Source organism: Streptomyces sp. NPDC029138, assembly GCF_055564375.1.
Genome location: NZ_JBVHWM010000005.1, coordinates 32,503 through 53,453 on the forward strand (window position 1 = coordinate 32,503; position 20,951 = coordinate 53,453).

General features: G+C 71.6%; 20 protein-coding genes. 7 read left to right on the top strand and 13 right to left on the bottom strand.

Annotated elements, in window-relative coordinates:
* Positions 1-59 precede the first annotated feature (59 nt).
* The gene (locus ACZ4WH_RS07160; RefSeq protein ID WP_468177470.1) at positions 60-1,091 is read right to left on the bottom strand and encodes a glycosyltransferase family 2 protein; all 1,032 of its coding nucleotides are present in this window, start codon (positions 1,089-1,091) and stop codon (positions 60-62) included.
* Between the two features lie 128 nt (positions 1,092-1,219).
* Here ACZ4WH_RS07160 and ACZ4WH_RS07165 point away from each other — a divergent pair, with 128 nt between their 5' ends.
* A complete protein-coding gene (locus ACZ4WH_RS07165; RefSeq protein WP_468177472.1) occupies positions 1,220-2,710 on the top strand; it encodes an LCP family protein in 1,491 nt (496 codons plus the stop codon).
* A gap of 18 nt (positions 2,711-2,728) precedes the next feature.
* On the opposite strand, the gene ACZ4WH_RS07170 is transcribed toward ACZ4WH_RS07165, so the two are convergent.
* Positions 2,729-3,289, bottom strand: coding sequence for an acyl-CoA thioesterase (locus ACZ4WH_RS07170; RefSeq protein ID WP_468177474.1), 561 nt, complete (start codon positions 3,287-3,289; stop codon positions 2,729-2,731).
* A gap of 119 nt (positions 3,290-3,408) precedes the next feature.
* Between ACZ4WH_RS07170 and ACZ4WH_RS07175 the strand changes: the two genes are divergently transcribed.
* The gene (locus ACZ4WH_RS07175; RefSeq protein ID WP_468177476.1) at positions 3,409-4,734 is read left to right on the top strand and encodes an LCP family protein; all 1,326 of its coding nucleotides are present in this window, start codon (positions 3,409-3,411) and stop codon (positions 4,732-4,734) included.
* Positions 4,735-4,795: 61 nt separating this feature from the next.
* On the opposite strand, the gene ACZ4WH_RS07180 is transcribed toward ACZ4WH_RS07175, so the two are convergent.
* Together ACZ4WH_RS07180 and ACZ4WH_RS07185 are read right to left on the bottom strand one after the other, a co-directional pair.
* Entirely contained in the window at positions 4,796-5,170 is a 375-nt protein-coding gene (locus tag ACZ4WH_RS07180) for a four-helix bundle copper-binding protein (protein ID WP_468177478.1), read from the bottom strand.
* An 86-nt stretch (positions 5,171-5,256) separates the two neighbouring features.
* Positions 5,257-6,414: an acyl-CoA dehydrogenase family protein gene (locus tag ACZ4WH_RS07185; RefSeq protein WP_468177480.1), complete on the bottom strand. Its 1,158-nt coding sequence runs from the start codon at positions 6,412-6,414 to the stop codon at positions 5,257-5,259.
* Positions 6,415-6,605: 191 nt separating this feature from the next.
* Between ACZ4WH_RS07185 and ACZ4WH_RS07190 the strand changes: the two genes are divergently transcribed.
* On the top strand, positions 6,606-7,949 hold the full coding sequence (locus ACZ4WH_RS07190) for a UDP-glucose dehydrogenase family protein (protein WP_468177482.1): 1,344 nt from the start codon (positions 6,606-6,608) through the stop codon (positions 7,947-7,949).
* A 120-nt stretch (positions 7,950-8,069) separates the two neighbouring features.
* Here the strand turns inward: ACZ4WH_RS07190 and ACZ4WH_RS07195 are convergent, their stop codons facing one another.
* Positions 8,070-8,576, bottom strand: coding sequence for a CGNR zinc finger domain-containing protein (locus ACZ4WH_RS07195; protein WP_468177484.1), 507 nt, complete (start codon positions 8,574-8,576; stop codon positions 8,070-8,072).
* A gap of 86 nt (positions 8,577-8,662) precedes the next feature.
* On the opposite strand from ACZ4WH_RS07195, the gene ACZ4WH_RS07200 reads away from it, so the two are divergent.
* Positions 8,663-9,022: a VOC family protein gene (locus ACZ4WH_RS07200; protein WP_468177486.1), complete on the top strand. Its 360-nt coding sequence runs from the start codon at positions 8,663-8,665 to the stop codon at positions 9,020-9,022.
* Positions 9,023-9,043: 21 nt separating this feature from the next.
* The gene (locus ACZ4WH_RS07205; RefSeq protein WP_468177488.1) at positions 9,044-9,436 is read left to right on the top strand and encodes a VOC family protein; all 393 of its coding nucleotides are present in this window, start codon (positions 9,044-9,046) and stop codon (positions 9,434-9,436) included.
* Between the two features lie 4 nt (positions 9,437-9,440).
* Here the strand turns inward: ACZ4WH_RS07205 and ACZ4WH_RS07210 are convergent, their stop codons facing one another.
* The 4 genes from ACZ4WH_RS07210 to ACZ4WH_RS07225 all read right to left on the bottom strand — a co-directional run bounded on the left by ACZ4WH_RS07210 (position 9,441) and on the right by ACZ4WH_RS07225 (position 13,526).
* On the bottom strand, positions 9,441-10,535 hold the full coding sequence (locus tag ACZ4WH_RS07210; protein WP_468177490.1) for a dipeptidase: 1,095 nt from the start codon (positions 10,533-10,535) through the stop codon (positions 9,441-9,443).
* Between the two features lie 131 nt (positions 10,536-10,666).
* Entirely contained in the window at positions 10,667-11,860 is a 1,194-nt protein-coding gene (locus ACZ4WH_RS07215; protein WP_468177862.1) for a dipeptidase, read from the bottom strand.
* 5 nt (positions 11,861-11,865) lie between these two features.
* Positions 11,866-12,390 carry a 5-(carboxyamino)imidazole ribonucleotide mutase gene (purE, locus tag ACZ4WH_RS07220; RefSeq protein WP_468177492.1) on the bottom strand — a complete coding sequence of 175 codons (525 nt, stop codon included), beginning with the start codon at positions 12,388-12,390 and terminating at the stop codon, positions 11,866-11,868.
* The gene (locus ACZ4WH_RS07225) at positions 12,387-13,526 is read right to left on the bottom strand and encodes a 5-(carboxyamino)imidazole ribonucleotide synthase (protein WP_468177494.1); all 1,140 of its coding nucleotides are present in this window, start codon (positions 13,524-13,526) and stop codon (positions 12,387-12,389) included. The genes purE and ACZ4WH_RS07225 overlap by 4 nt, the downstream gene beginning before the upstream one ends.
* 182 nt (positions 13,527-13,708) lie before the next feature.
* Between ACZ4WH_RS07225 and ACZ4WH_RS07230 the strand changes: the two genes are divergently transcribed.
* Positions 13,709-14,212, top strand: coding sequence for a GtrA family protein (locus ACZ4WH_RS07230; protein ID WP_468177496.1), 504 nt, complete (start codon positions 13,709-13,711; stop codon positions 14,210-14,212).
* 11 nt (positions 14,213-14,223) lie between these two features.
* Here ACZ4WH_RS07230 and ACZ4WH_RS07235 read toward each other — a convergent pair whose 3' ends face one another.
* Positions 14,224-15,495, bottom strand: coding sequence for an ATP-binding protein (locus ACZ4WH_RS07235; RefSeq protein WP_468177498.1), 1,272 nt, complete (start codon positions 15,493-15,495; stop codon positions 14,224-14,226).
* A gap of 35 nt (positions 15,496-15,530) precedes the next feature.
* Positions 15,531-16,208, bottom strand: a complete 678-nt coding sequence (locus tag ACZ4WH_RS07240) for a response regulator transcription factor (RefSeq protein WP_100571005.1) — start codon at positions 16,206-16,208, stop codon at positions 15,531-15,533.
* 493 nt (positions 16,209-16,701) lie between these two features.
* On the opposite strand from ACZ4WH_RS07240, the gene ACZ4WH_RS07245 reads away from it, so the two are divergent.
* Entirely contained in the window at positions 16,702-18,207 is a 1,506-nt protein-coding gene (locus ACZ4WH_RS07245) for a peptide MFS transporter (protein WP_468177500.1), read from the top strand.
* Between the two features lie 147 nt (positions 18,208-18,354).
* Here ACZ4WH_RS07245 and ACZ4WH_RS07250 read toward each other — a convergent pair whose 3' ends face one another.
* Both ACZ4WH_RS07250 and ACZ4WH_RS07255 read right to left on the bottom strand, forming a co-directional pair.
* A complete protein-coding gene (locus ACZ4WH_RS07250) occupies positions 18,355-19,632 on the bottom strand; it encodes a hypothetical protein (RefSeq protein WP_468177502.1) in 1,278 nt (425 codons plus the stop codon).
* Positions 19,629-20,729, bottom strand: coding sequence for a hypothetical protein (locus ACZ4WH_RS07255; protein ID WP_468177505.1), 1,101 nt, complete (start codon positions 20,727-20,729; stop codon positions 19,629-19,631). The genes ACZ4WH_RS07250 and ACZ4WH_RS07255 overlap by 4 nt, the downstream gene beginning before the upstream one ends.
* Between the last annotated feature and the right edge of the window lie 222 nt (positions 20,730-20,951).

Here is a 20,951-nt window from a genome sequence, read left to right on the forward strand (position 1 = left end):
GGACCGGACACACGAAGGGGCCCCTCCTCGGACAGGAGGGGCCCCTTCGTGTGTGTCCGTCAGGCGGCGGCGTCCAGGACCGCCGGCCGCCGGGAGGCGATGACCTTCTTCGCCAGGGACTTCGGGCTGGTCAGGAAGCCCCAGCCCCACGACATGTGCATGGTGGCGAGGGCCACCGGGATCTGGAGCCGGGCCTTCAGCGACAGCCCCTTGCCGGCCGGGAGGGAGCCCGCGACGATCGCGGCCAGGTAGCCGCCGGGGATCACGAGGCCCCACGGGGTCAGCGCCGCGCCGACGACCAGGCCCGCGGCTATCGCGCACACCGCCGTCGGCGGGGCCAGGTAGCGCAGGTTGATCGAGCCGGAGTGGTAGCGGGCGACGACGTGCCGCCAGCGGCCGTAGTCCTTGTACTGCTTGGCCAGCGCCCGCACCGACGGCCGCGGCCGGTACGACACCTTCAGCTCGGGCGAGAACCAGATGAGCCCGCCCGCCTCACGGATGCGGAAGTTCAGCTCCCAGTCCTGGGCGCGGATGAACTCCTCGTTGTAGCCGCCCTGCTGCTCCAGCGCCTCGCGGCGGAAGACGCCGAGGTAGACCGTCTCGGCGGGGCCGGCCTGGCCGCCGGTGTGGAAGGCCGCGTTGCCGACACCGATCTTCGAGGTCATCGCGGCGGCCACCGCGTGCTCCCAGTCGTTCTCGCCCTCGGCGTGCATGATGCCGCCGACGTTCTGCGCGCCGGTCTCCTCCAGGAGCCGCACGGCGGTCGCGATGTAGTTCGGCGAGAGCATGCCGTGGCCGTCGACGCGGACCACGATCGGATGCCGGGACGCCTTGATCGCCGCGTTCAGCGCGGCCGGGGTGCGGCCCGTGGGGTTGGGGACGGTGTGCACGCGCGGGTCTTCGGCGACCAGCTCGGCGGCGATCTCGTCCGTGCGGTCCGTGGACGGACCGAGGGCGATCACGACCTCCATCTCGCCGGCGTACTCCTGCGCGAGGATCGCTTGGACGGCCCCGCGCAGATGCCGCTCCTCGTTGAGGACGGGCATGATCACGGACACTGCGGGGAGCCGCACGTCGGGCTTGGCGTTCATAGGGGCCTCACGTTACCGCGAACGGGGGATACGGATGCGCGCCGCCGGGCCTGCGGCGCGGGCTGGAGATCGTATCGGCCTACTGTGCTCACGGATCCCACGTACGGCCTCGTCCGGAGGTGTCCCCCTTGCCCAGCCCGCCCCGGTCCCCGGCGCGTCCGCAGCGCCGCCCGCAGCCGCCCCGCCGTGTGCCGCGCCCGCCCGAGCGGCATGTGCGGCCCGTCCGGCCGCCCCGGCGGCCCCGCTGGGCCATGCGGGCGGTCACCACGCTGTCGGTCGTGGTGCTCGCCTCGGCCGGGATCGGGCACGCGGTGGTCGCCAGCCTGGACGCGGGCATCGCCCGGATCGACGCCTTCAAGGACATGAAGAACCGGCCCCGGGCCGGGCACGGCATGAACGTCCTGCTGGTCGGCACCGACGGCCGCGACAAGCTCAGCGAGCAGGACCGGCGCGCCTACCGGCTGGGCGGGGAGCCCTGTCACTGCACCGACACCATGATGATCGTGCACATCGCGGAGGACCGGGAGCGGGCCACCGTGGTGAGCCTGCCGCGCGACTCCTACGCCGAGATGCCCGCGCACGTCGACCAGAACACCGGGCAGCGGCACGGCCCGCACCCGGTCAAGCTCAACGCGGCCTACGCCGAGGGCGGGCCCCAGCTGACCATCCGCACGGTCGAGAACATGACCCATGTGAAGATCGACCACTATCTGGAGGTCGACTTCACCAGCTTCATGAAGACCGTGGACGTGCTCGGCGGGGTCAGGGTGTGCACGCCGACGCCGCTGAAGGACGGGTACACCGGGCTCGACCTCGCGCCCGGCACGTACACCCTCCGGGGCGGGCAGGCGCTCCAGTACGTACGGGCCCGGCACGTCGACGGGGCCAGCGACCTGGGCCGGATGAAGCGGCAGCAGCGGTTCCTGGCCGCGCTGCTGGAGAAGGCGACCTCCTCCGGGGTGCTGCTGAACCCGATGCGGTTCCGGGACGTGACCCGGGCGGTGCTGGGCTCGGTCCGCGCCGACGCGGGCTTCGGCACCGACGAGCTGCTCGACCTCGGCCGCGCGATGCGGAACTTCTCGCCGTCCTCGTCGGAGTTCACCACCGTCCCCGTCGGACAGATGGACTACCAGCTCAAGGGCATCGGCTCGACCCTGAAGTGGGACCCGGCCAGGGCGGACCGGCTGTTCCGGGCGCTGCGGGACGACAAGCCGCTCGCCGTGGACCAGCCGCGCCGTGACCCGGCGCAGGCCCCGGTGCCGGTGGAGGTGGCCCCGGACACGATCCGGGTGCAGGTGGCGAACGGCAGCGGCACGGTCGGGCTGGCCAAGCGGGTCGACGCGGCGCTCGCGGCGACCGGCTTCGCCACCACCCGCCGGCCGGTGACCGCCCCCGCCCACGTGGCACGCACGGTCATCTCCTACGACCCCCGCTGGGACCGCTCCGCCCGCTCCCTGGCCGCGGCCCTGCCGGGCAGCGAGCTGCGGGCCGTGCCGGGCCAGGGACCGCTGCTGAAGGTGACGGCCGGCGCGGAATTCAAGAACGTGCGGAAGGTACGGTTCGACGACCCGGCTCAGCCGGAGCAGAGCGTCGTACGGGGCAACGAGGTGACGTGCTGAGGCCGGACGGCCGTCTTCTCAGTCCTCGAAACCTTCCGCCGCCCGCTGCTCCCGCAGTTCCCGGATGGCCCGGCGGCGGGCCAGGCGGTGGGTGCGGCGGATCTGCGCCTCCTGATAGCGGCGGCGGTCGCGGTCGGTCTCCGGCATCACCGGCGGCACCCGGCGCGGCTTGCCGTCGGCGTCCACGGCCGCGAAGACCAGGTAGGCCGAGCCCACCTGGGTGGCCGGGTTCGACTCGTTCCAGCGCTCGGCGAGGACCCGGACACCGATCTCCATGGAGGTCCGGCCGGTCCAGTTCACCTGCGCCTTGACATGAACCAGGTCACCGACGCGGACCGGCTCAAGGAACACCATCTCGTCCATGGAGGCGGTGACGGCGGGACCGCCGGAGTGCCGGCCGGCCACGGCGCCCGCCGCGTCGTCGACGAGCTTCATGATCACGCCACCGTGCACGGTCCCCAGCAGGTTGGTGTCGTTGTGGGTCATGATGTGGCTGAGGGTGGTGCGCGAGGCGGACGTGGGCTTGCCCGGGATGTCCGGTTCCATCGCCGGATCCGTGTCCGTGACCTGGTCTGTCATGCACCCCACCTTATGCCGAAGCCTCATTCGCGGAATTTGTGTCGGGTTCGCAACAGCACCGCCCTGATTTTCCGACATCCCTTGTCGAGCACGTAGCGGTGCCCTGCACACTGGGGCGCATGAATGACTGGCCCGAGGGATGGTCCGACGACAACCGCGGCCCGCGCTACGGACGCGGCAGTGCCGGCGCGCAGCCGGAGGGTGCCCGTGTGATGCGTCAGGTGCAGCGCGGCCCGGCGGTACCGCCCGGACCGCGCTCGGCGTACGGCGACCCCGGCCCGGCGGCGCCGCCGTACGGTGCCGGTGTGCCGCGGCAGCCGTCGTACGTCGACGGCCAGGGGCACGAGGAAGGCGCCGGCTACGACGACTACGACAGCGGCTACAACACCGGCCAGGTCTACGGCGGCTCCGGCGGCCGGGGCCCGGGCGGTACGGCGGGTGCGCCCACCCGGGCGCCGCGTCCCGCGCCGAACTGGCGGCGCCGGATCAAGTGGACGGCGATCACGCTGGCGACCGTGCTGGTCGTCACCTCGATCGCGACCTACTTCTGGGCCGACTCCAAGCTGCGCCGCGAGGTGGACCTGTCGAAGGTCATCGACCGGCCGGAGGGCGGCGACGGCACGAACTACCTGATCGTCGGCTCGGACAGCCGCGAGGGCCTGTCCAAGGAGGACGAGAAGAAGCTGCACACCGGCGGCGCCGAGGGCAAGCGCACGGACTCGATGATGATCCTGCACGTCGGCGACAACGGCGACACGCTGATCTCGCTGCCGCGTGACTCGGACGTGGTGGTCCCGTCGTACCAGGGCTCGACGTCCGGGAAGACCTACCCGGCGCGGGGCCGGCACGCGAAGCTGAACGCGACCTACGCCGAGGACGGGCCGACGCTGCTGGTCCGCACGATCGAGGCGAACACCGGTCTGCGCATCGACCACTACGTGGAGATCGGCTTCCAGGGCTTCGCGAGCATCGTGGACGCGGTGGGCGGCGTCGAGATCAATATCGACAAGGGCTTCAAGGACAAGTGGTCGGGCGCCGACTTCAAGGCCGGCAAGCAGACCCTGAACGGCCAGCAGGCGCTCGCCTTCGTCCGTACCCGGCACGCGTTCGCCGCGTCCGACCTCCAGCGCACCAAGAACCAGCAGAAGTTCCTGGCGGCCCTGGCCCACCAGGTGGCCACCCCGTCGACGATCCTCAACCCGTTCAAGTTCTACCCGACCATGGGCGCGGGCCTGGACTCCCTGATCGTCGACAAGGACATGTCGCTGTGGGACCTGGCCTCGATGTTCTGGGCGATGAAGGGCGTCAGCGGCGGTGACGGCACCTCGATGAACATGCCGATCTCCGGCTCCGTGGGCGGCAACCTCGTCTGGGACAAGGCCAAGGTGAAGACCCTGGTGGACGAGCTGAACAACGACGAGAAGGTCACCGTCTCCGGCAACTGACGTCGTCACGCACCGGTCCGAGGGCACCCCGCGGGGTGCCCTCGGCCGTGCCGGGGTGGGCTCACATGCTGGCGCCCGCCATCGCCCGACAGGTCTCCGCGCAGCGGCGACACGCCTCGGCGCAGCGCATCATCTGCTGGTCGTCGGGCATGGACATACACGCCTCGGCGCACATGTCACAGGCCTGCGCGCAGACGGCGCACATCTCGCCGGCCATGGGCGAGCGCCGCATCATCATGTCGGCGCACAGGCGGGTCGTCTCGGAGCAGTCCATGAGCGCGCGCATGATCTGCATCTGCGCCTGGCCGCCCTGCTGCATGCAGGAGCTCATGGTCTCCTCGCACATGTTGTGGCAGTTCATGCAGGCGTCGATGCAGTCCTGCATCTGCTGTGTGAGGGCGGGCATCATTCCGGGCCGGGACTGGGACTGGGTCATGGCTCCTCCTGGGAAGGCCGGCGGGACCCGGGGCGGGTCCCGTGTGCTTCCGTCCTACGCCGAGGAGCGATGTCCCGCATGTCGGGTTACGGCAGGTTGCGGGCCATGACGATCCGCTGGACCTGATTCGTACCCTCATAAATCTGGGTGATCTTGGCGTCGCGCATCATGCGCTCCACCGGGTAGTCGCGGGTGTAGCCGTAGCCGCCGAGGAGCTGGACGGCGTCGGTGGTGACCTCCATGGCGACGTCCGAGGCGAAGCACTTGGCGGCGGCGCCCAGGTAGGTGAGGTCGGCGTCGCCGCGCTCGGAGGCGGCGGCGGCCTGGTAGGTGAGGGCACGGGCCGCCGAGATCTTCATCGACATGTCGGCGAGCATGAACTGGATGCCCTGGAAGTCCGCGATCGGCTTGCCGAACTGCTTGCGCTCCTGGACATAGCCCTTGGCGTAGTCGAAGGCGCCCTGCGCGACACCGAGGGCCTGGGCGGCGATGGTGATGCGGGTGTGGTCCAGGGTCTTCATGGCCGTCATGAAGCCGGTGCCCTCCTCGCCGATCATGCGGTCGGCGGGGATGCGGACGTTGTCGAAGTAGACCTCGCGGGTCGGGGAGCCCTTGATGCCGAGCTTCTTCTCCGGGGCGCCGAAGGAGACGCCCTCGTCCGACTTCTCCACGACGAAGGCGGAGATGCCCTTCGAGCGCTTCGAGGGGTCCGTGACCGCCATGACCGTGTAGTACTCGGAGACGCCCGCGTTGGTGATCCAGCGCTTCACGCCGTTGAGGACCCAGTGGTCGCCGTCGCGGACCGCCTTGGTCTTCATGCCGGCCGCGTCGGAGCCCGCCTCCGGCTCGGAGAGGCAGTACGAGAACATCGCGTCGCCCTTGGCGAGCGGGGTCAGGTACTTCTTCTTCAGCTCCGCACCGCCGGAGAGGATCACCGGGAGGGAGCCGAGCTTGTTCACCGCGGGGATGAGGGAGGAGGAGACGCAGGCGCGGGCCACCTCCTCGATCACGATGACCGTGGCGAGCGCGTCGGCGCCGGCGCCGCCGTACTCCTCGGGGACGTGCACGGCGTGCAGGTCGCCTGCGACGAGGGCGTCGAGGGCCTCCTGCGGGAAGCGGGCCTCCTCGTCCACCGCCGCGGCGTACGGCGCGATCTTCGCCTCGACCAGGGAACGAACGGCGTCCCGGAGCATGTCGTGCTCCTCGGACGGGCGGTACAGGTCGAAGTCAGCCGATCCGGCCACGGTCTCTCACGCTCCAAAGACGCAGTGATACTGACGCTAATTACCGTTAAGTAACTGAATTTTAGAGGTCCCGCGTGAACACGCCTACGTGAGCTTGGTGACAGCGGGAAACCTGCCCGCTGAGCGGCCCGACTATGCTCAGGCACCGCATGACCGAGCAGGACCGACGGACCGGAGCTGGAGCGCACCTCATGAGCCTGAAGATCACCGTGATCGGCACCGGCTACCTCGGCGCCACACACGCCGCGGCCATGGCCGAGCTGGGCTTCGAGGTGCTGGGGCTGGACGTCGTACCGGAGAAGATCGCCATGCTGGAGCGCGGCGAGACCCCGATGTACGAGCCGGGACTCGAAGAGCTGCTGCGCCGGCATGTGGCCGGGATCGAGGGATCCACCGGGCGGCTGCGGTTCACCACGGACTGGGCGGAGGTCGGCGCGTTCGGCGATGTCCACTTCGTGTGCGTGAACACTCCGCAGAAGCACGGCGAGTACGCCTGCGACATGTCGTACGTCGACTCCGCCATCGCCTCGCTCGCCCCGCATCTGCACGGCCCGGCCCTGGTCGTCGGCAAGTCGACCGTGCCGGTGGGTTCCGCCGACCGGCTGGCCGCCTACCTCGCCGAGCACGCCCCGGCGGGCGGCGACGCCGAGCTGGCCTGGAACCCGGAGTTCCTGCGCGAGGGCTTCGCCGTGCAGGACACCCTGCACCCGGACCGGATCGTCGTCGGTGTGCGCAGCGAGCGCGCCGAGAAGCTGCTGCGCGACGTGTACGCCGGCCCGGTCGGCGAGGGCACCCCGTTCGTCGTCACCGACTTCCCGACCGCGGAGCTGGTGAAGACGGCCGCGAACTCCTTCCTCGCGACCAAGATCTCCTTCATCAACGCGATGGCGGAGGTGTGCGAGGCCGCCGGCGGTGACGTGGCCCAGCTCGCGGAGGCCATCGGCCACGACGACCGGATCGGCCGCAAGTTCCTGCGCGCCGGCATCGGCTTCGGCGGCGGCTGCCTGCCCAAGGACATCCGGGCGTTCATGGCCCGCGCGGGCGAGCTGGGCGCCGACCAGGCGCTGACCTTCCTGCGCGAGATCGACTCCATCAACATGCGCCGGCGCGGGCAGATGGTCGAGATGACCCGGGAGGCACTCGGCGGCGGCTCCTTCCTCGGCAAGCGGGTCGCGGTGCTCGGTGCCACCTTCAAGCCGGACTCGGACGACGTGCGTGACTCGCCCGCGCTGAACGTGGCCGGCCAGATCCACCTCCAGGGCGGCCAGGTGACGGTGTACGACCCGAAGGGCATGGACAACGCCCGCAAGGTCTTCCCGACCCTTGGCTACGCCGACTCCGCGCTGGGGGCCGCCCGGGGGGCCGACATCGTGCTGCACCTGACCGAGTGGCGGGAGTTCCGCGAGCTGGACCCGGCCGCGCTCGGCGAGGCGGCGGCGGCCCGGGTGATCCTCGACGGCCGCAACACCCTCGACCCGGAGCTGTGGCGCCGGGCGGGCTGGACCTACCGCGCGATGGGCCGCCCCAAGGCGTAGACGCGCTCCAAGGCGTAGGCGCGCTCCAGGGCGTAGCGCCCCGTATGGCGACGCCGGTTCGGCCGAGGCTCAGTCGGCCGAACCGGCGTCTGTCCGCATTGTGCACCAAGCCGTCGTGGCTCACGCACCCTTCGCCCGGTACCGGCGCATCTTCGCGCGGGCCCCGCACACCTGCATCGAGCACCAGCGCCCGCGCCCGGCGGGGCTGCGGTCGTAGTACGCCCAGTGGCAGGTGTCGGCCTCGCACGCCTTGAGCCGGGTCCAGGTGCCCGCGACGAGCGCCTCGGCGACGGCGGCGGCGACCCGGGACAGCAGCGGGTCCGCGTCGGCCGGGGCGAGTCGGGCCGAGCCGTCGCGGTCGTCGACGGCGACGTGCAGCGGGGCCCGCGCCAGCAGGGTGCCCAGCGGGGTCACCGCGCGGTGCGGCGGATGCCCGGCGTGCGCGAGCAGCGCGGCCCGCAGCGACTCGCGCAGCTCCCGGGCGTCGGCCAGCCCCTCGTCCGTGACGCCGAGGCGAGCGCGGCCCTCCGGCGTGTCCAGCCGGTCCGTGCCCGACTCGATGTCCAGGGTGTTGACCAGGGACTCGATCAGGGCCAGGCCGCCGGGAGCAGCCGATCTCTCGCTCATGCTTGCGACGTTACCCCCAATGCGGGAGCATGCAGTAACCGTTACCGGTTACCCGTCTCCACAGGTAACGCTACGAGGAGGTAGTCATGGCTCTCGCCAAGCTCGGTGTCGTGGTCCTGGACTGTCCCGACCCCCGCGCGCTGGCCGGTTTCTACGCCGATGTGGTGGGCGGCACGGTGGAAGGCGACGACGAGTGGGTGGACCTGAAGGTGCCCGGCGGGACGGCGCTGGCCTTCCAGCGGGCGCCGGGGTTCGTGCCGCCGGAGTGGCCCGCGGCGGACCGTTCGCAGCAGTTCCATCTGGACCTGGTGGTGGAGGACCTGGACGCGGCGGAGAAGGGCGTGCTGGAGCTGGGCGCCAAGCCGCTGGACGCGCAGGACCGCGAGCGGACCTTCCGTGTCTACGCCGACCCGGCGGGGCACCCGTTCTGCCTCTGCGCCTGCTGACCCGTCCCGGAGGAGGACACCATGGCGTCCGTGGCCCGTTTCCGTAACGTCGTGCTCGACTGCCCCGATCCGCACGCGCTGGCCGCCTTCTACGCGGCGGTGGCCGGCGGGACTCCGCAGCCGGAGGACGACGACTGGGTCGTCCTCCAGGTGCCGGACGGGCCACGGCTCGCCTTCCAGCGGGCCGAGGGACACACCCCGCCGGAGTGGCCGCGCGCCGACCACAACGGCCAGCAGCTCCACCTCGACTTCGACGCGGGCTCGACCTGGGCGGACATCGACGCGGCGCACGAGCGGGTGCTGGCGCTCGGCGCCCGCCCGCTGGACCTGGAGGACCGCGACACGAAGGACTTCCAGGTGTACGCCGACCCGGCCGGGCATCCGTTCTGCCTGTGCCGGATCGAGCGCTCGTGACGCTCTAGGGGCGTGGCGCTCCAGGGGCGTCCAGCTCGGTGATCCTCGCGTGCGACGCCTTCGGCCGGTGCTGCGCGGCCCGGGCCGTGGAGTCCGCGCTGCGCAGCACCCGCTGCGCGTTGCCCCAGGTCAGCAGGGCCAGCTCGGTCTCGGACCAGCCGCGCCGGAGCAGCTCGGCGATCAGACGGGGGTAGCGGGAGGCGTCGGCGAGGTCACGTGGGTGCGCGGCCCCGGAGTCGTAGGTGCCGGACAGGCCGACGCACTCGGGGCCGGCCACGTCGCGGACGTGGTCGAGGTGGTCGGCGACGTCCGCGACGGTGGGGCCGGTCTGCTCGGCGGTCAGCGGCACCATGCACAGCCCTTTCGCCTCGCCCAGGGCGGCGAGCAGGTCGTCGGGCAGGTTGGCCGCGTGCGGGCGCAGGGCGCCGGCGGCCGAGCGGCTGCACAGCACCGGTGTCCTGGACAGGGCGACGGCCTGCCCGACGGTGGCCGGGGAGGCGCCGGAGACGTCGGCGAGCACCCCGAGCCGGTTCATCTCGCGCACGACCTCCTCGCCGAACCGGGTCAGCCCCGACTCGCCCGCCCAGGCGGTGCCCGCGAGGGTGAGCACGCGCAGCCCGAGGGCGCGCAGCATGCGCAGGACGGCCAGGGAGTCGTCCAGCGCGGCGCCGTGCGCGGGGCCCGGCACGACGGCGATCCGGCCGCAGTTGCGGGCGTCGATGATCTCCCCGGCGGTGCGCACCAGCCGCAGCCCCTCCGGGTGGGCCTCGACGGCCGTGCGCACCAGGTCCAGCTGCTCCAGGGTCGCCGTCAGCGCACGCCCGCCGCTCGGCGCCTCGGGCAGGTGCAGCGACCAGAACAGCGCGCCGACGTGCCCCTCGCGCAGCCGGGGCACGTCCGTGCCGACGCCGGCCTCGCCCACCTCGCGCAGGACCCACGGCAGACCGCTGTGGCCGTCGGCGACCGGGTGGCCGGCGAGCAGGCCGTGCGCCCGCTCCAGCAGCTCGCCGGACGGCTCCCGCACGAAGGGCTCGTCCGGCAGGACGTCGTCCTGGCCGACCTCGGTCATGGTGGGCATGTCGTCCTGGAGGTCGGCCATGGCGGGCTCCGTGCGTCGTCGTGGGCTACGTCGGTCGTGAGCTACGGCGGGGGCTGTGGCCGGCGTACCGACACGGTCGCACGGAGCGGAGGCAACCTTCCTGGCGAGTGGGGCGTTCGGGGGTACTCCGGTCAGTTGCCGCCGTGCGCGCCGTCCAGCGACTCGATCGTGGCGAGGGACGGGGCGCGGGTGGCCTGGAGGTCCCGGGCGACGTCCTCCGCCGCGCCCAGCACGCGTACCGCGTTCTGCCAGGTCAGCTTGGCCAGGTCGGCCTTGGACCAGCCGCGGTCCAGCAGCTCGGCGACCAGGTTCGGGTAGCCGGAGACGTCGTTCAGGCCGTCCGGGGTGAACGCGGTGCCGTCGTAGTCGCCGCCGATGCCCAGGTGGTCGATGCCGGCGACCTCGCGCATGTGGTCCAGGTGGTCGGCGACGGTGGACACCGTGGCGACCGGGCGCGGGTTGCGCTCCTCGAAGGCCCGGTGGATCTTCATCGCCTCGGGGCTGGTGTCCAGGGAGTTCAGACCGTGGGCGCGCAGGTTCTCGCCGGCCGCGGCCGTCCAGTCGACGGCCGCCTGGAGCACGAACTTGGGCACGAACGTCACCATCGCCACGCCGCCGTTGGCGGGCAGGCGTTCCAGGACGTCGTCGGGGATGTTGCGGGGGTGGTCGCAGACCGCGCGGGAGGAGGAGTGCGAGAAGATCACCGGCGCCGAGGTGGCGTCCAGCGCGTCCCGCATCGTCGTCGCCGCCACATGGGAGAGGTCGACGAGCATGCCCAGGCGGTTCATCTCCGCCACGACCTCGCGGCCGAAGGCGGACAGGCCGCCCACGCGCGGCTCGTCGGTCGCGGAGTCCGCCCAGTCCACGTTGTCGTTGTGGGTGAGCGTCATGTACCGCACGCCGAGCGCGTGCAGGCCGCGCAGCGTGCCCAGCGAGTTGGCGATCGAGTGGCCGCCCTCGGCGCCCATGAGCGAGGCGATACGGCCCTCCCGGCGCGCCTCCTCCATGTCGGCGGCGGTCATCGCGGGCGCCAGCTCCGCCGGGTAGCGGGCGAGCAGCTGCCGGACGCAGTCGATCTGCTCCAGCGTCGCCGCGACCGCATCCGGCTGCTCGCAGGGCACGTACACCGACCAGTACTGGGCGCCGACCCCGCCCGCGCGCAGCCGCGGCAGGTCGGTGTGCAGCTGCTCGTGCCGGTCACCGGCGATGTCCAGGGCGTCCAGGTCGTACCCGGCCTGCTCGCGCAGCGCCCAGGGCAGGTCGTTGTGCCCGTCGACCACGGGGAACTCGCGCAGCAGCGCGCGTGCTTCGTCCAGGGCGGCCACGGCGGTCACTTCCCGAAGCCGAAGCCGCTGCCCGCGCCCTCGACCTTGGCGCGCAGCCGTTTGCCCTTCTCGGTGGCCTGGTCGTTCAGGTCCTGCTGGAAGTCGCGCATCCGGTGCAGCAGGTCCTCGTCGTGCGCGGCGAGGATGCGGGCCGCGAGGAGACCGGCGTTGCGGGCACCGGCGACGGAGACCGTGGCGACCGGGACACCGGCCGGCATCTGCACGATGGACAGCAGGGAGTCCATGCCGTCCAGGTGCTTCAGCGGCACGGGCACGCCGATGACCGGCAGCGGGGTGACGGAGGCGAGCATGCCGGGCAGGTGGGCGGCGCCGCCCGCACCCGCGATGATCACCTTCAGGCCGCGGTCGGCGGCCTGCTCGCCGTACGTGACCATCTCGCGGGGCATGCGGTGCGCGGAGACGACGTCGACCTCGTAGGCGATCTCGAACTCGTCCAGGGCCTTGGCGGCGGCTTCCATGACGGGCCAGTCGGAGTCCGACCCCATGACGATGCCAACAACGGGGCTCATTCGGTGATGGTGCCTCTCAGGTAGCCGGCTGCGTGACGGGCGCGCTCCAGCACGTCGTCCAGGTCGTCGCCGTAGGTGTTGACGTGTCCGACCTTGCGGCCGGGCTTCACGTCCTTGCCATACATGTGGATCTTGAGCTTGGGGTCGCGGGCCATGCAGTGCAAGTAGGCGGAGTACATGTCCGGGTAGTCACCACCCAGGACGTTGACCATCACGGTCCACTTGGCGCGCGGGCGCGGGTCGCCCAGCGGCAGGTCCAGGACCGCGCGGACGTGGTTGGCGAACTGCGAGGTGATCGCGCCGTCCATGCTCCAGTGGCCGGAGTTGTGCGGGCGCATCGCCAGCTCGTTGACGAGAACGCGGCCGTCGCGGGTCTGGAACAGCTCGACGGCGAGGTGCCCGACGACGCCCAGCTCCTTGGCGATGGTCAGCGCCATCTGCTCGGCGTGCAGCGCCAGGTCCTCGTCGAGGTCGGGCGCGGGGGCTATGACCGTGTCGCAGACGCCGTTGACCTGCTGCGACTCCACCACCGGGTAGGCGACGGCCTGGCCGTGCGGGGAGCGTACGACGTTGGCGGCCAGCTCGCGGACGTAGTCGACCTTCTCCTCGGCGAGGACGGGGACGCCGGCGCGGAACGGCTCGGCCGCCTCCTCGGCGTTCTCGACGACCCACACGCCCTTGCCGTCGTAGCCGCCGCGGACCGTCTTGAGGACGACGGGGAAGCCGTCGCCCTCCTCCGCGAACCTGACCACGTCGTCCGGGTCGCTCACGATCCGGTGCCGCGGGCACGGGATGCCGATCGCGTCGAGCTTCGCACGCATCACCCCCTTGTCCTGGGCGTGCACCAACGCCTCCGGCCCGGGGCGCACGGGGATGCCGTCCGCCTCCAGGGCACGCAGGTGCTCGGTGGGCACGTGCTCGTGGTCGAAGGTGATCACGTCACAGCCGCGCGCGAAGGCGCGGAGCGTGTCGAGGTCGCGATAGTCGCCGATGACGACATCGCTCACGACCTGCGCCGCGGAATCCTGAGGAGTGTCACTGAGAAGCTTGAACCTGATGCCCAACGGGATGCCCGCCTCGTGCGTCATACGCGCGAGCTGCCCCCCGCCGACCATGCCGACTACCGGGAACGTCACACCCCTAGCGTATCGGCCACGGCGGGGCGGCCGGATCGCGTCCCTCTCACGGACTCTTACCCGGTGCTTCCCCGGTTCTTTCCGACCTGTTTCCACAGCGTGGCCTTGTCCACGGGCACCGGCGGGCCCGCCCGGCTAGCATGGCGGAGTTGAGGAAACCTACCGACGGGAGCTGCACAGCCATGGAACCTCGTTCCTCGGGGCTGCAACGGCTCGTACGCGAGGTGGCCAAGTTCGGGGCCGTCGGCGGTGCCGGTGTCCTCGTCAATCTCGGCGTGTTCAACCTGGTCCGGCACGTCTCGGACCTGCCGGTGGTGCGGGCCAGCATCATCGCGACCGTGGTGGCCATCGTCTTCAACTACGTCGGCTTCCGTTACTGGACGTACCGGGACCGCGACAAGAGCGGTCGCACCAAGGAACTCACGCTGTTCCTGCTGTTCAGCGCGATCGGTCTGGTGATCGAAAACGGCGTACTGTACCTGGCGACCTACGGCTTCGGCTGGGACAGCCCGCTACAGAGCAACGTCTTCAAGTTCGTGGGCATCGGCGTCGCGACCCTGTTCCGGTTCTGGTCGTACCGCACCTGGGTGTTCCGGGCGCTGCCCGCGCGGGATGCCGTGGCGAGCGCGGAATCGATTCTGGAGCAGGAGTCGAACGAGCGGGCGCCCAAGCAGCGCGTGCCGTAGGCGCGGACCGGCTAGCGGACCGTCGGGCGCTCTTCGTCCGGTGTGCGCGCCGGGGGCGTGCGCGAGAGGAACAGGCCGAAGACCGGGGGCTGCGCCTGGAGCAGCTCCAGCCGTCCGCCGTCGGCCTCCGCGAGGTCCCGGGCGACGGCCAGGCCGATCCCCGTCGAGTTCCGCCCGCTGATCGTGCGCTCGAAGATCCGCGCGCCGAGATCGGCCGGCACGCCCGGCCCCTCGTCGGTGACCTCGATCACGGCCTGGTTGCCGGTGACCCGGGTGCGCAGCGCGACGGTGCCGCCGCCGTGCATGAGCGAGTTCTCGATCAGCGCGGCCAGCACCTGGGCGACCGCGCCCGGCGTGCCCACGGCCTGGAGGTGCCGCTTGCCGGAGCTGACGATGGCCCGGCCGGCGCTGCGGTAGGCGGGCCGCCACTCGGCGAGCTGCTGCTGGATGACCTCGTCCAGGTCGAAGGTGACGGCGGAGCCGGTCCGCGGGTCCCGGGAGTTCGTCAGCAGCCGCTGCACGACGTCCGTCAGCCGCTCGACCTGCGCGAGCGCGATGGTCGCCTCCTCCTTCACCGTGTCCGGGTCGTCGGTGAGGGTGATCTCCTCCAGGCGCATCGACAGCGCGGTCAGCGGCGTACGGAGCTGGTGGGAGGCGTCGGCCGCGAGGCGCCGCTCGGCCGTCAGCATGCGCCCGATCCGCTCGGCGGAGGCGTCCAGCACATCGGCGACCCGGTCCAGCTCGGGAACGCCGTACCGCTTGTGCCGAGGGCGCGGGTCGCCGGAGCCGAGGCGTTCGGCGGTCTCGGCGAGGTCGGTCAGCGGGGAGGCGAGCCGGTTGGCCTGCCGTACGGCGAGCAGCACCGCCGCCACCACCGCGAGCAGCGCGACCAGCCCGATGATCAGCAGGGTCCGGCCGACCTCGCGGGTCACCGCGGAGCGGGGCTCCTGCACGGTGACCGACTCGCCCTCCTCGCCGCGCTGCGTGAAGTGGATGGTGTCGCCCTCGGGCTTGGTGCCGATCTCGATGGGCGCCTTGCCGGGCATGCGGATGACCGCGTACTGGTCCTTGCTCACCGGGTTGCGCAGCACGTCCGCGTTGACGTTCTCCGCGGCGAGGATCCGGCTGTCCACGATGCTGGCCAGCCGCACCGCCTCGGACTCCACCCGCTCCTGGGCGCTGTTGCTGATCGTCCGCGTCTCGACGATCACCAGGGAGACGCCGAAGACCGCGATCACCACGAGGACGACGGCGAGGGTGGACTGGATGAGACGTCGACGCATGGTCCGTTACCTAGGGTGATCGCTGGGGCCCAGACTCAACTCTTCTCGAACCGGAAGCCCACGCCACGCACCGTCGCGATGTACCGGGGGTTCGCCGCGTCGTCGCCCAGCTTCTTGCGCAGCCAGGAGATGTGCATGTCCAGAGTCTTCGTGGACGACCACCACGTGGTGTCCCAGACCTCGCGCATCAGCTGGTCCCGGGTCACCACCCGGCCCGCGTCCCGCACCAGCACCCGCAGCAGGTCGAACTCCTTGGCGGTGAGCTGGAGTTCCTCGTCGCCCATCCAGGCGCGGTGCGACTCGACGTCGATCCGTACCCCGTGCGTGGCCGGCGGCTGCTGCGGTTCGGCGGCGCCGCGCCGGAGCAGGGCCCGTACCCGGGCGAGCAGTTCGGCGAGCCGGAACGGCTTGGTGACGTAGTCGTCGGCGCCCGCGTCCAGGCCGACGACGGTGTCCACCTCGTCGGCCCGGGCGGTCAGGATGAGGATCGGCACGGTGTGACCGTCGGAGCGCAGCCGGCGGGCGACCTCCAGGCCGTCCATGCCGGGCAGGCCAAGGTCCAGCACGACCAGATCGACGCCGCCCTGCATTCCGGCGTCGAGCGCGGCGGGTCCGTCCTCGCGCACCTCGACCTCGTAACCTTCCCGGCGCAGGGCGCGGGCCAGCGGCTCCGAGATGGACGCGTCGTCCTCGGCGAGCAGTACACGGGTCATGAGGTGATGGTAGACCGCCCGCGTGTGGTGCCGGGGTGTGATCGGCGCCCGGGCTTCTTACCTTCGTATGCTGCTGGTACGAACCATTGACCTGGGGATGCGATCGTAGGAGAGACCTTCGAATCCGGTCCTGCGGTTCCCGCGACACCTGTGATCCGTGTCTCAAGTCCTTCCATATCCGGCAGTGTCCTGCCGTATGGTGACCTGAACGCCTGTAGTACACCGGTGACCTTTGGCGGGCATGTGACGCTGAGGGTCTTCTTTGTGTGCGGGCTGGCCCAGACCAGCCTTGAAAGGAACGACCTCTGGCCGGGCTCCGGACGCGGTGACGCGTCACGGGGCGTGGATCCCGGTGGTCGCCGTCCGCCGCTCCGCGATCCGGGGCGGACTCCCCCTGGGCGTGGGGGTGGACGACCGACCCCGCCGGTGCCGGCCGACACCCCCACCGGGCGCGCAACGCTCCACCGCGCGTCCCGACCAGCAAGGAACGACCATGGCGTCCAGCCTGACGAAGGACTCGGTCCGACCGGGCACCCCCGGTTCCGAGAAGACCTTCTTCGGCCACCCCCGCGGACTGGCCACTCTCTTCATGACGGAGATGTGGGAGCGTTTCTCCTACTACGGCATGAGGGCCCTTCTCCCGCTGTACCTGGTGGCCCCGGGTGGCCTGCACCTGAACGCGGGCACGGCGACGGCGATCTACGCCGTGTACCTGTCGCTCGTGTACCTGCTCGCCCTGCCCGGCGGCTGGTTCGCCGACCGTGTCCTCGGCCCCCGCAAGACGGTCGCCGTCGCGGGTCTGGTCATCATGCTCGGCCACCTGTGCCTCGCGCTGCCCGCCGCCGCGAGCTTCTTCGTCGGCCTGGGTCTCGTCGCCATCGGCTCCGGTCTGCTGAAGGCCAACATCTCCACGATGGTCGGCCACCTCTACGACGGCCCGGAGGACCCGCGCCGGGACGGCGGCTTCACGCTCTTCTACATCGGCATCAACCTCGGTGCCTTCGTCGCCCCGCTGGTCATCGGCACCGTCGGTGAGAACGTCAACTGGCACCTGGGCTTCGCGCTGGCCGCGCTCGGCATGGCGCTGGGTCTCGCCCAGTACCTGCTCGGCGGCCGTCACCTGAGCGCCAGGAGCAGCGAGGTCCCGACCCCGCTGACGCCCGTCGAGAAGGCGGCCACCCTGCGCAAGGGCCTGATCTGGCTGGCCGTCGCCGTGGTCTTCTACGGCATCGTCGGCGGCACCGGCCACTTCACCCTGAACTGGGCGCTGATCCCGCTCACGCTCATCGGCCTGATCGTGCCGATCCTGGTCATCTCCCGCATACTGCGCGACAAGGACCTGGAGCCGGCCGAGCGCTCCAAGGTGTCGGCGTACATCTGGTTCTTCGTGGCCGCCGCCGTCTTCTGGATGATCTACGACCAGGGCGGCTCGACCCTGTCGCTGTTCGCCGAGAAGAGCGCCGACAACACCATCTTCGGCTGGGAGTTCCCGGTCTCCTGGTACCAGTCGGTCAACCCCGTCATGATCATGGCCCTCGCGCCCGTCTTCGCCTGGCTGTGGCTGTGGCTGAACAAGCGCGGCAAGGAGCCGAGCACGATCGTGAAGTTCGCCTCCGGTCTGGTGCTGGTCGGTGCGTCCTTCTTCGTCTTCCTCGCCCCGCTGTCGATCGCCGAGGGCGGTCACAAGGCCGCGGCGCTGTGGCTGGTCGCGATCTACTTCGCGCAGACCATCGGTGAGCTGACGCTGTCGCCGGTGGGTCTGTCGGTGACGACGAAGATGGCGCCGAAGAAGTACGCCTCGCAGATGATGGGCGTCTGGTTCCTCGCGGTGACCGCGGGCGACTCCGTCACCGCCCTGCTGTCCAACCCGGCCATCGCCGGCGTCAACCTCGACAGGATGGGCTTCGTCGCCCTGGAGGCCGTGCTCGCCGTGGTCGCGGGTGTCGCGGTGTGGATGTACCGCGGCAAGGTGAAGAAGCTGATGGGCAACGTCAACTAGTCGTTGGGGCCTGGCCGACGGAGGGTCACCGCATCCCTGGGGTGTGGTGGCCCTCCGCTCGTGCGGGGCGCCGTCGGGGTTGTCGCGCGTTGGCGGCCGACGCGTATTGGTGGCCGAGCGCGCAGTTCCCCGCGCCCCTGAGGTCGGCTATCGCGTCCCGCGCCTTGGTAGCACCGTGAACACCGCCACCCCCAGCAGGATCGCCGTGCCTGCCACCAGGCCCAGGGCCTTCAGGGCGCCGTGGTCGCTCGCGCCGGTCTCGGCGAGGCCGCCGTCGCCGCCCTCGGTCGTGGCGGAACCAGAGGAACCGCCCGACGTCGACGTGCCGCCCGACGCGCCGCCCGGCTGCTCCGTCGTGTCCAGGCTGAGCGAGACCTCCGTCTTCATCGGCGTGCACGTCGTGGTCGTACCGAGCGCCTTGACCGTCAGCACGCCCGGGGACAGCGTCGAGGTGCCGCTCCCGCCGGGCTTGTAGGTGCCGGTGAGGTCGGGGATCGCGATCGGGTCGCCGGACTTGATGGGATGCGCGTTCGTCGGCCCCTCCACATGCACCGTGCCCTTGTCGGCGCCGCCGAGCACCACCTCCATGGACGGCTTCACGGAGTCCTTCGGGATGTCGGCGGGGCTGTCCATCACCGACTTCTTGAACTGCACGGTGAGGGCGTAACTCCCGCCGCTCTTCTTCGCGTCGATCCGCACCGGCGAGGTCGCGTTCTTGTCGCCGATCGGGGTCTTGCAGGCGTACGGGATCCGTACTTCCTTGCCGGTGAAGTCGGTCTGCCCGGTGCCGCCGGTCGCCGTGGGGGTGGCGGACCCGGTGGGGGTCGCCGACTTGGTCGGCGTCGCGGACCCGGTGGGTGTCGAACTGGACGTGCCGCCGCCCGCCGTCACCTGGATCGTCGCCGCCTTCTGCACGGCCTCCTTCGGCGCGCACTTGGTGTCGGTCGACATCGCGTTGACGGTGTAGGCGTCCGGCGTCAGCGTCACCTCGCCGGCCGTCGTCAGCTTCAGGCTGCCCTTCATGTCGGACAGCACCATGTCCCCGCCCTTGGGGATCGCCGGGTTCTCCCGCGGCCCCCGCATCGCGACGTCGGCGGTCTGCGCGCCGGCCGCCTTCAGGACGCCGGACGGCTGGACCGAGTTCGCGGGCAGGTCGATGATGTCCGGGTTCTTCGAGGCGGCCTGGACGAACTTCCACACGATGTCCACCGTGTCGCCCACCTTGGCCGTGGCCGGCGCGGTGATCTCGACCTCGGTGGTGCCGTCGACGGGGTCGATGCCCGCGGGCGGCACGCAGTGGGTGGCGTACGACACCTCGGCCGCGTGCGCGGGGACCACCGCGGCGCCCAGCAGGACGCCCGCCGCACCGAGCACCAGCAGGACGCCCGTGCGCCCGGCCGCTGTGCCTCTCCTTCGCTTGCTCACGTGGGTCCCTTCGTGGTGGGGGTGGTGTGAGTCGTAGGACTCGTCGGGCTGTCGTCGTGCGGTGCGGAGGTCTGGCCGACCGGGCCGCCCGGGGCGAACCACGGCAGGGTCGGAGTGGGGGTGGCCGGGTCGGCCGGGGGCTCGGCGGGACGGGAGCGCGGGAGGGGCAGGCGCAGGAGGGAGCGGGGGCTCCGGGCGGATCGGTGCGGGTGACGCCGGCGGCGGGCGGCACCAGGGCGGCGGGGCCTGACCCGGTCCACCACGGCCATGCCGGCGCGGAACAGGGCGGCCGGGACGACCAGGCAGAGCAGGATCCAGAACAGCGTCACGCCCCAAGGCCGGCCCACGCCCCACGGCTGCTCGGCGAGCACCCGGCCGCCGTACTTCAGCGTGACGGTGTAGTCGCCGTGCGCCCCCGCCGACAGCTCGACCGGCAGCTTGATCCGCGCCTTCTTCCCGGGCGCCAGGGTGCCGTGCCACTGCCGCTCGTCCCACTCGGGGGCGAAGACGCCGTGCGCGGTGCCGACCTGGAACACCGGGTTCTCGATCGGGCTGGTGCCGGTGTTGCCGACGGTGAGGACGAGGGTGCGGCTGGGCGGTGCCCCGAACCAGGTCAGCACTCCGCCGGAGCCGGTCAGCCGGGTGTCGGACAGCACCGCCAGCCGGCCGGCGGAGCGCTCGGCGGGGAGCGGGGCCACGGGGTGTCCGGCGACCTCCAGGACGGCGTCCGCCTCGGCCTCGGCCCCGGTCACGGTGGCCACGTGCACCACGCAGGGGCAGGGTACGGGGGGTTCGGCGACCGGCAGTTTCCGGCTGAAGGTGCCGTCGGCGTCGGTGGTCACGGCCCGGCCGTCGCCGTTCGCGCAGGAGTTGGTGCCGCCGACGACCCCGCGCGCCGGGGTGGCCCGCCCGCACACCAGCACCATGAGCAAGGTACGGGGCCGCCAGCCCGTACCCCTGACGGTGACCGAGCCACCGGCACCGCCCTGACCCGCCGACAACTCCACACCGGGCCCGGCATCGGCCCGCCCCGGCCCGACGGGCCCGCCGAGAACCAGCAACAGCGCACCGACCACCGGGAGGACGACCCGTCTCACGACGCCCTGCCGGGTCGGGGCCGGGGCCGGCGCGGCCCGCCTCGCGGCGCCACTCCCGGCCGCCCGCCGACCGCAGGCCGCCGCCCAGGCCGATACGACCCACCTGACGACAGCACCCCGGCCGGCTCGCCGACCGGAGACCGACGTCCGAGCCGATCCCACACGCCGTACAACAGCACCCACGCCGACCGCAGGGCGCCGGTGCGGTGTCCGCGCCGACAC

What these genes read in the sequence shown, in the direction of transcription:
- ACZ4WH_RS07160 (WP_468177470.1), bottom strand. Translation starts at nt 1,091, where the DNA reads ATGAACGCCAAGCCCGACGTGCGGCTCCCCGCAGTGTCCGTGATCATG.
- ACZ4WH_RS07170 (WP_468177474.1), bottom strand. Translation starts at nt 3,289, where the DNA reads ATGACAGACCAGGTCACGGACACGGATCCGGCGATGGAACCGGACATC.
- ACZ4WH_RS07175 (WP_468177476.1), top strand. Translation starts at nt 3,409, where the DNA reads ATGAATGACTGGCCCGAGGGATGGTCCGACGACAACCGCGGCCCGCGC.
- ACZ4WH_RS07180 (WP_468177478.1), bottom strand. Translation starts at nt 5,170, where the DNA reads ATGACCCAGTCCCAGTCCCGGCCCGGAATGATGCCCGCCCTCACACAG.
- ACZ4WH_RS07190 (WP_468177482.1), top strand. Translation starts at nt 6,606, where the DNA reads ATGAGCCTGAAGATCACCGTGATCGGCACCGGCTACCTCGGCGCCACA.
- ACZ4WH_RS07195 (WP_468177484.1), bottom strand. Translation starts at nt 8,576, where the DNA reads ATGAGCGAGAGATCGGCTGCTCCCGGCGGCCTGGCCCTGATCGAGTCC.
- ACZ4WH_RS07200 (WP_468177486.1), top strand. Translation starts at nt 8,663, where the DNA reads ATGGCTCTCGCCAAGCTCGGTGTCGTGGTCCTGGACTGTCCCGACCCC.
- ACZ4WH_RS07205 (WP_468177488.1), top strand. Translation starts at nt 9,044, where the DNA reads ATGGCGTCCGTGGCCCGTTTCCGTAACGTCGTGCTCGACTGCCCCGAT.
- ACZ4WH_RS07210 (WP_468177490.1), bottom strand. Translation starts at nt 10,535, where the DNA reads ATGGCCGACCTCCAGGACGACATGCCCACCATGACCGAGGTCGGCCAG.
- purE (WP_468177492.1), bottom strand. Translation starts at nt 12,390, where the DNA reads ATGAGCCCCGTTGTTGGCATCGTCATGGGGTCGGACTCCGACTGGCCC.
- ACZ4WH_RS07230 (WP_468177496.1), top strand. Translation starts at nt 13,709, where the DNA reads ATGGAACCTCGTTCCTCGGGGCTGCAACGGCTCGTACGCGAGGTGGCC.
- ACZ4WH_RS07235 (WP_468177498.1), bottom strand. Translation starts at nt 15,495, where the DNA reads ATGCGTCGACGTCTCATCCAGTCCACCCTCGCCGTCGTCCTCGTGGTG.
- ACZ4WH_RS07240 (WP_100571005.1), bottom strand. Translation starts at nt 16,208, where the DNA reads ATGACCCGTGTACTGCTCGCCGAGGACGACGCGTCCATCTCGGAGCCG.
- ACZ4WH_RS07245 (WP_468177500.1), top strand. Translation starts at nt 16,702, where the DNA reads ATGGCGTCCAGCCTGACGAAGGACTCGGTCCGACCGGGCACCCCCGGT.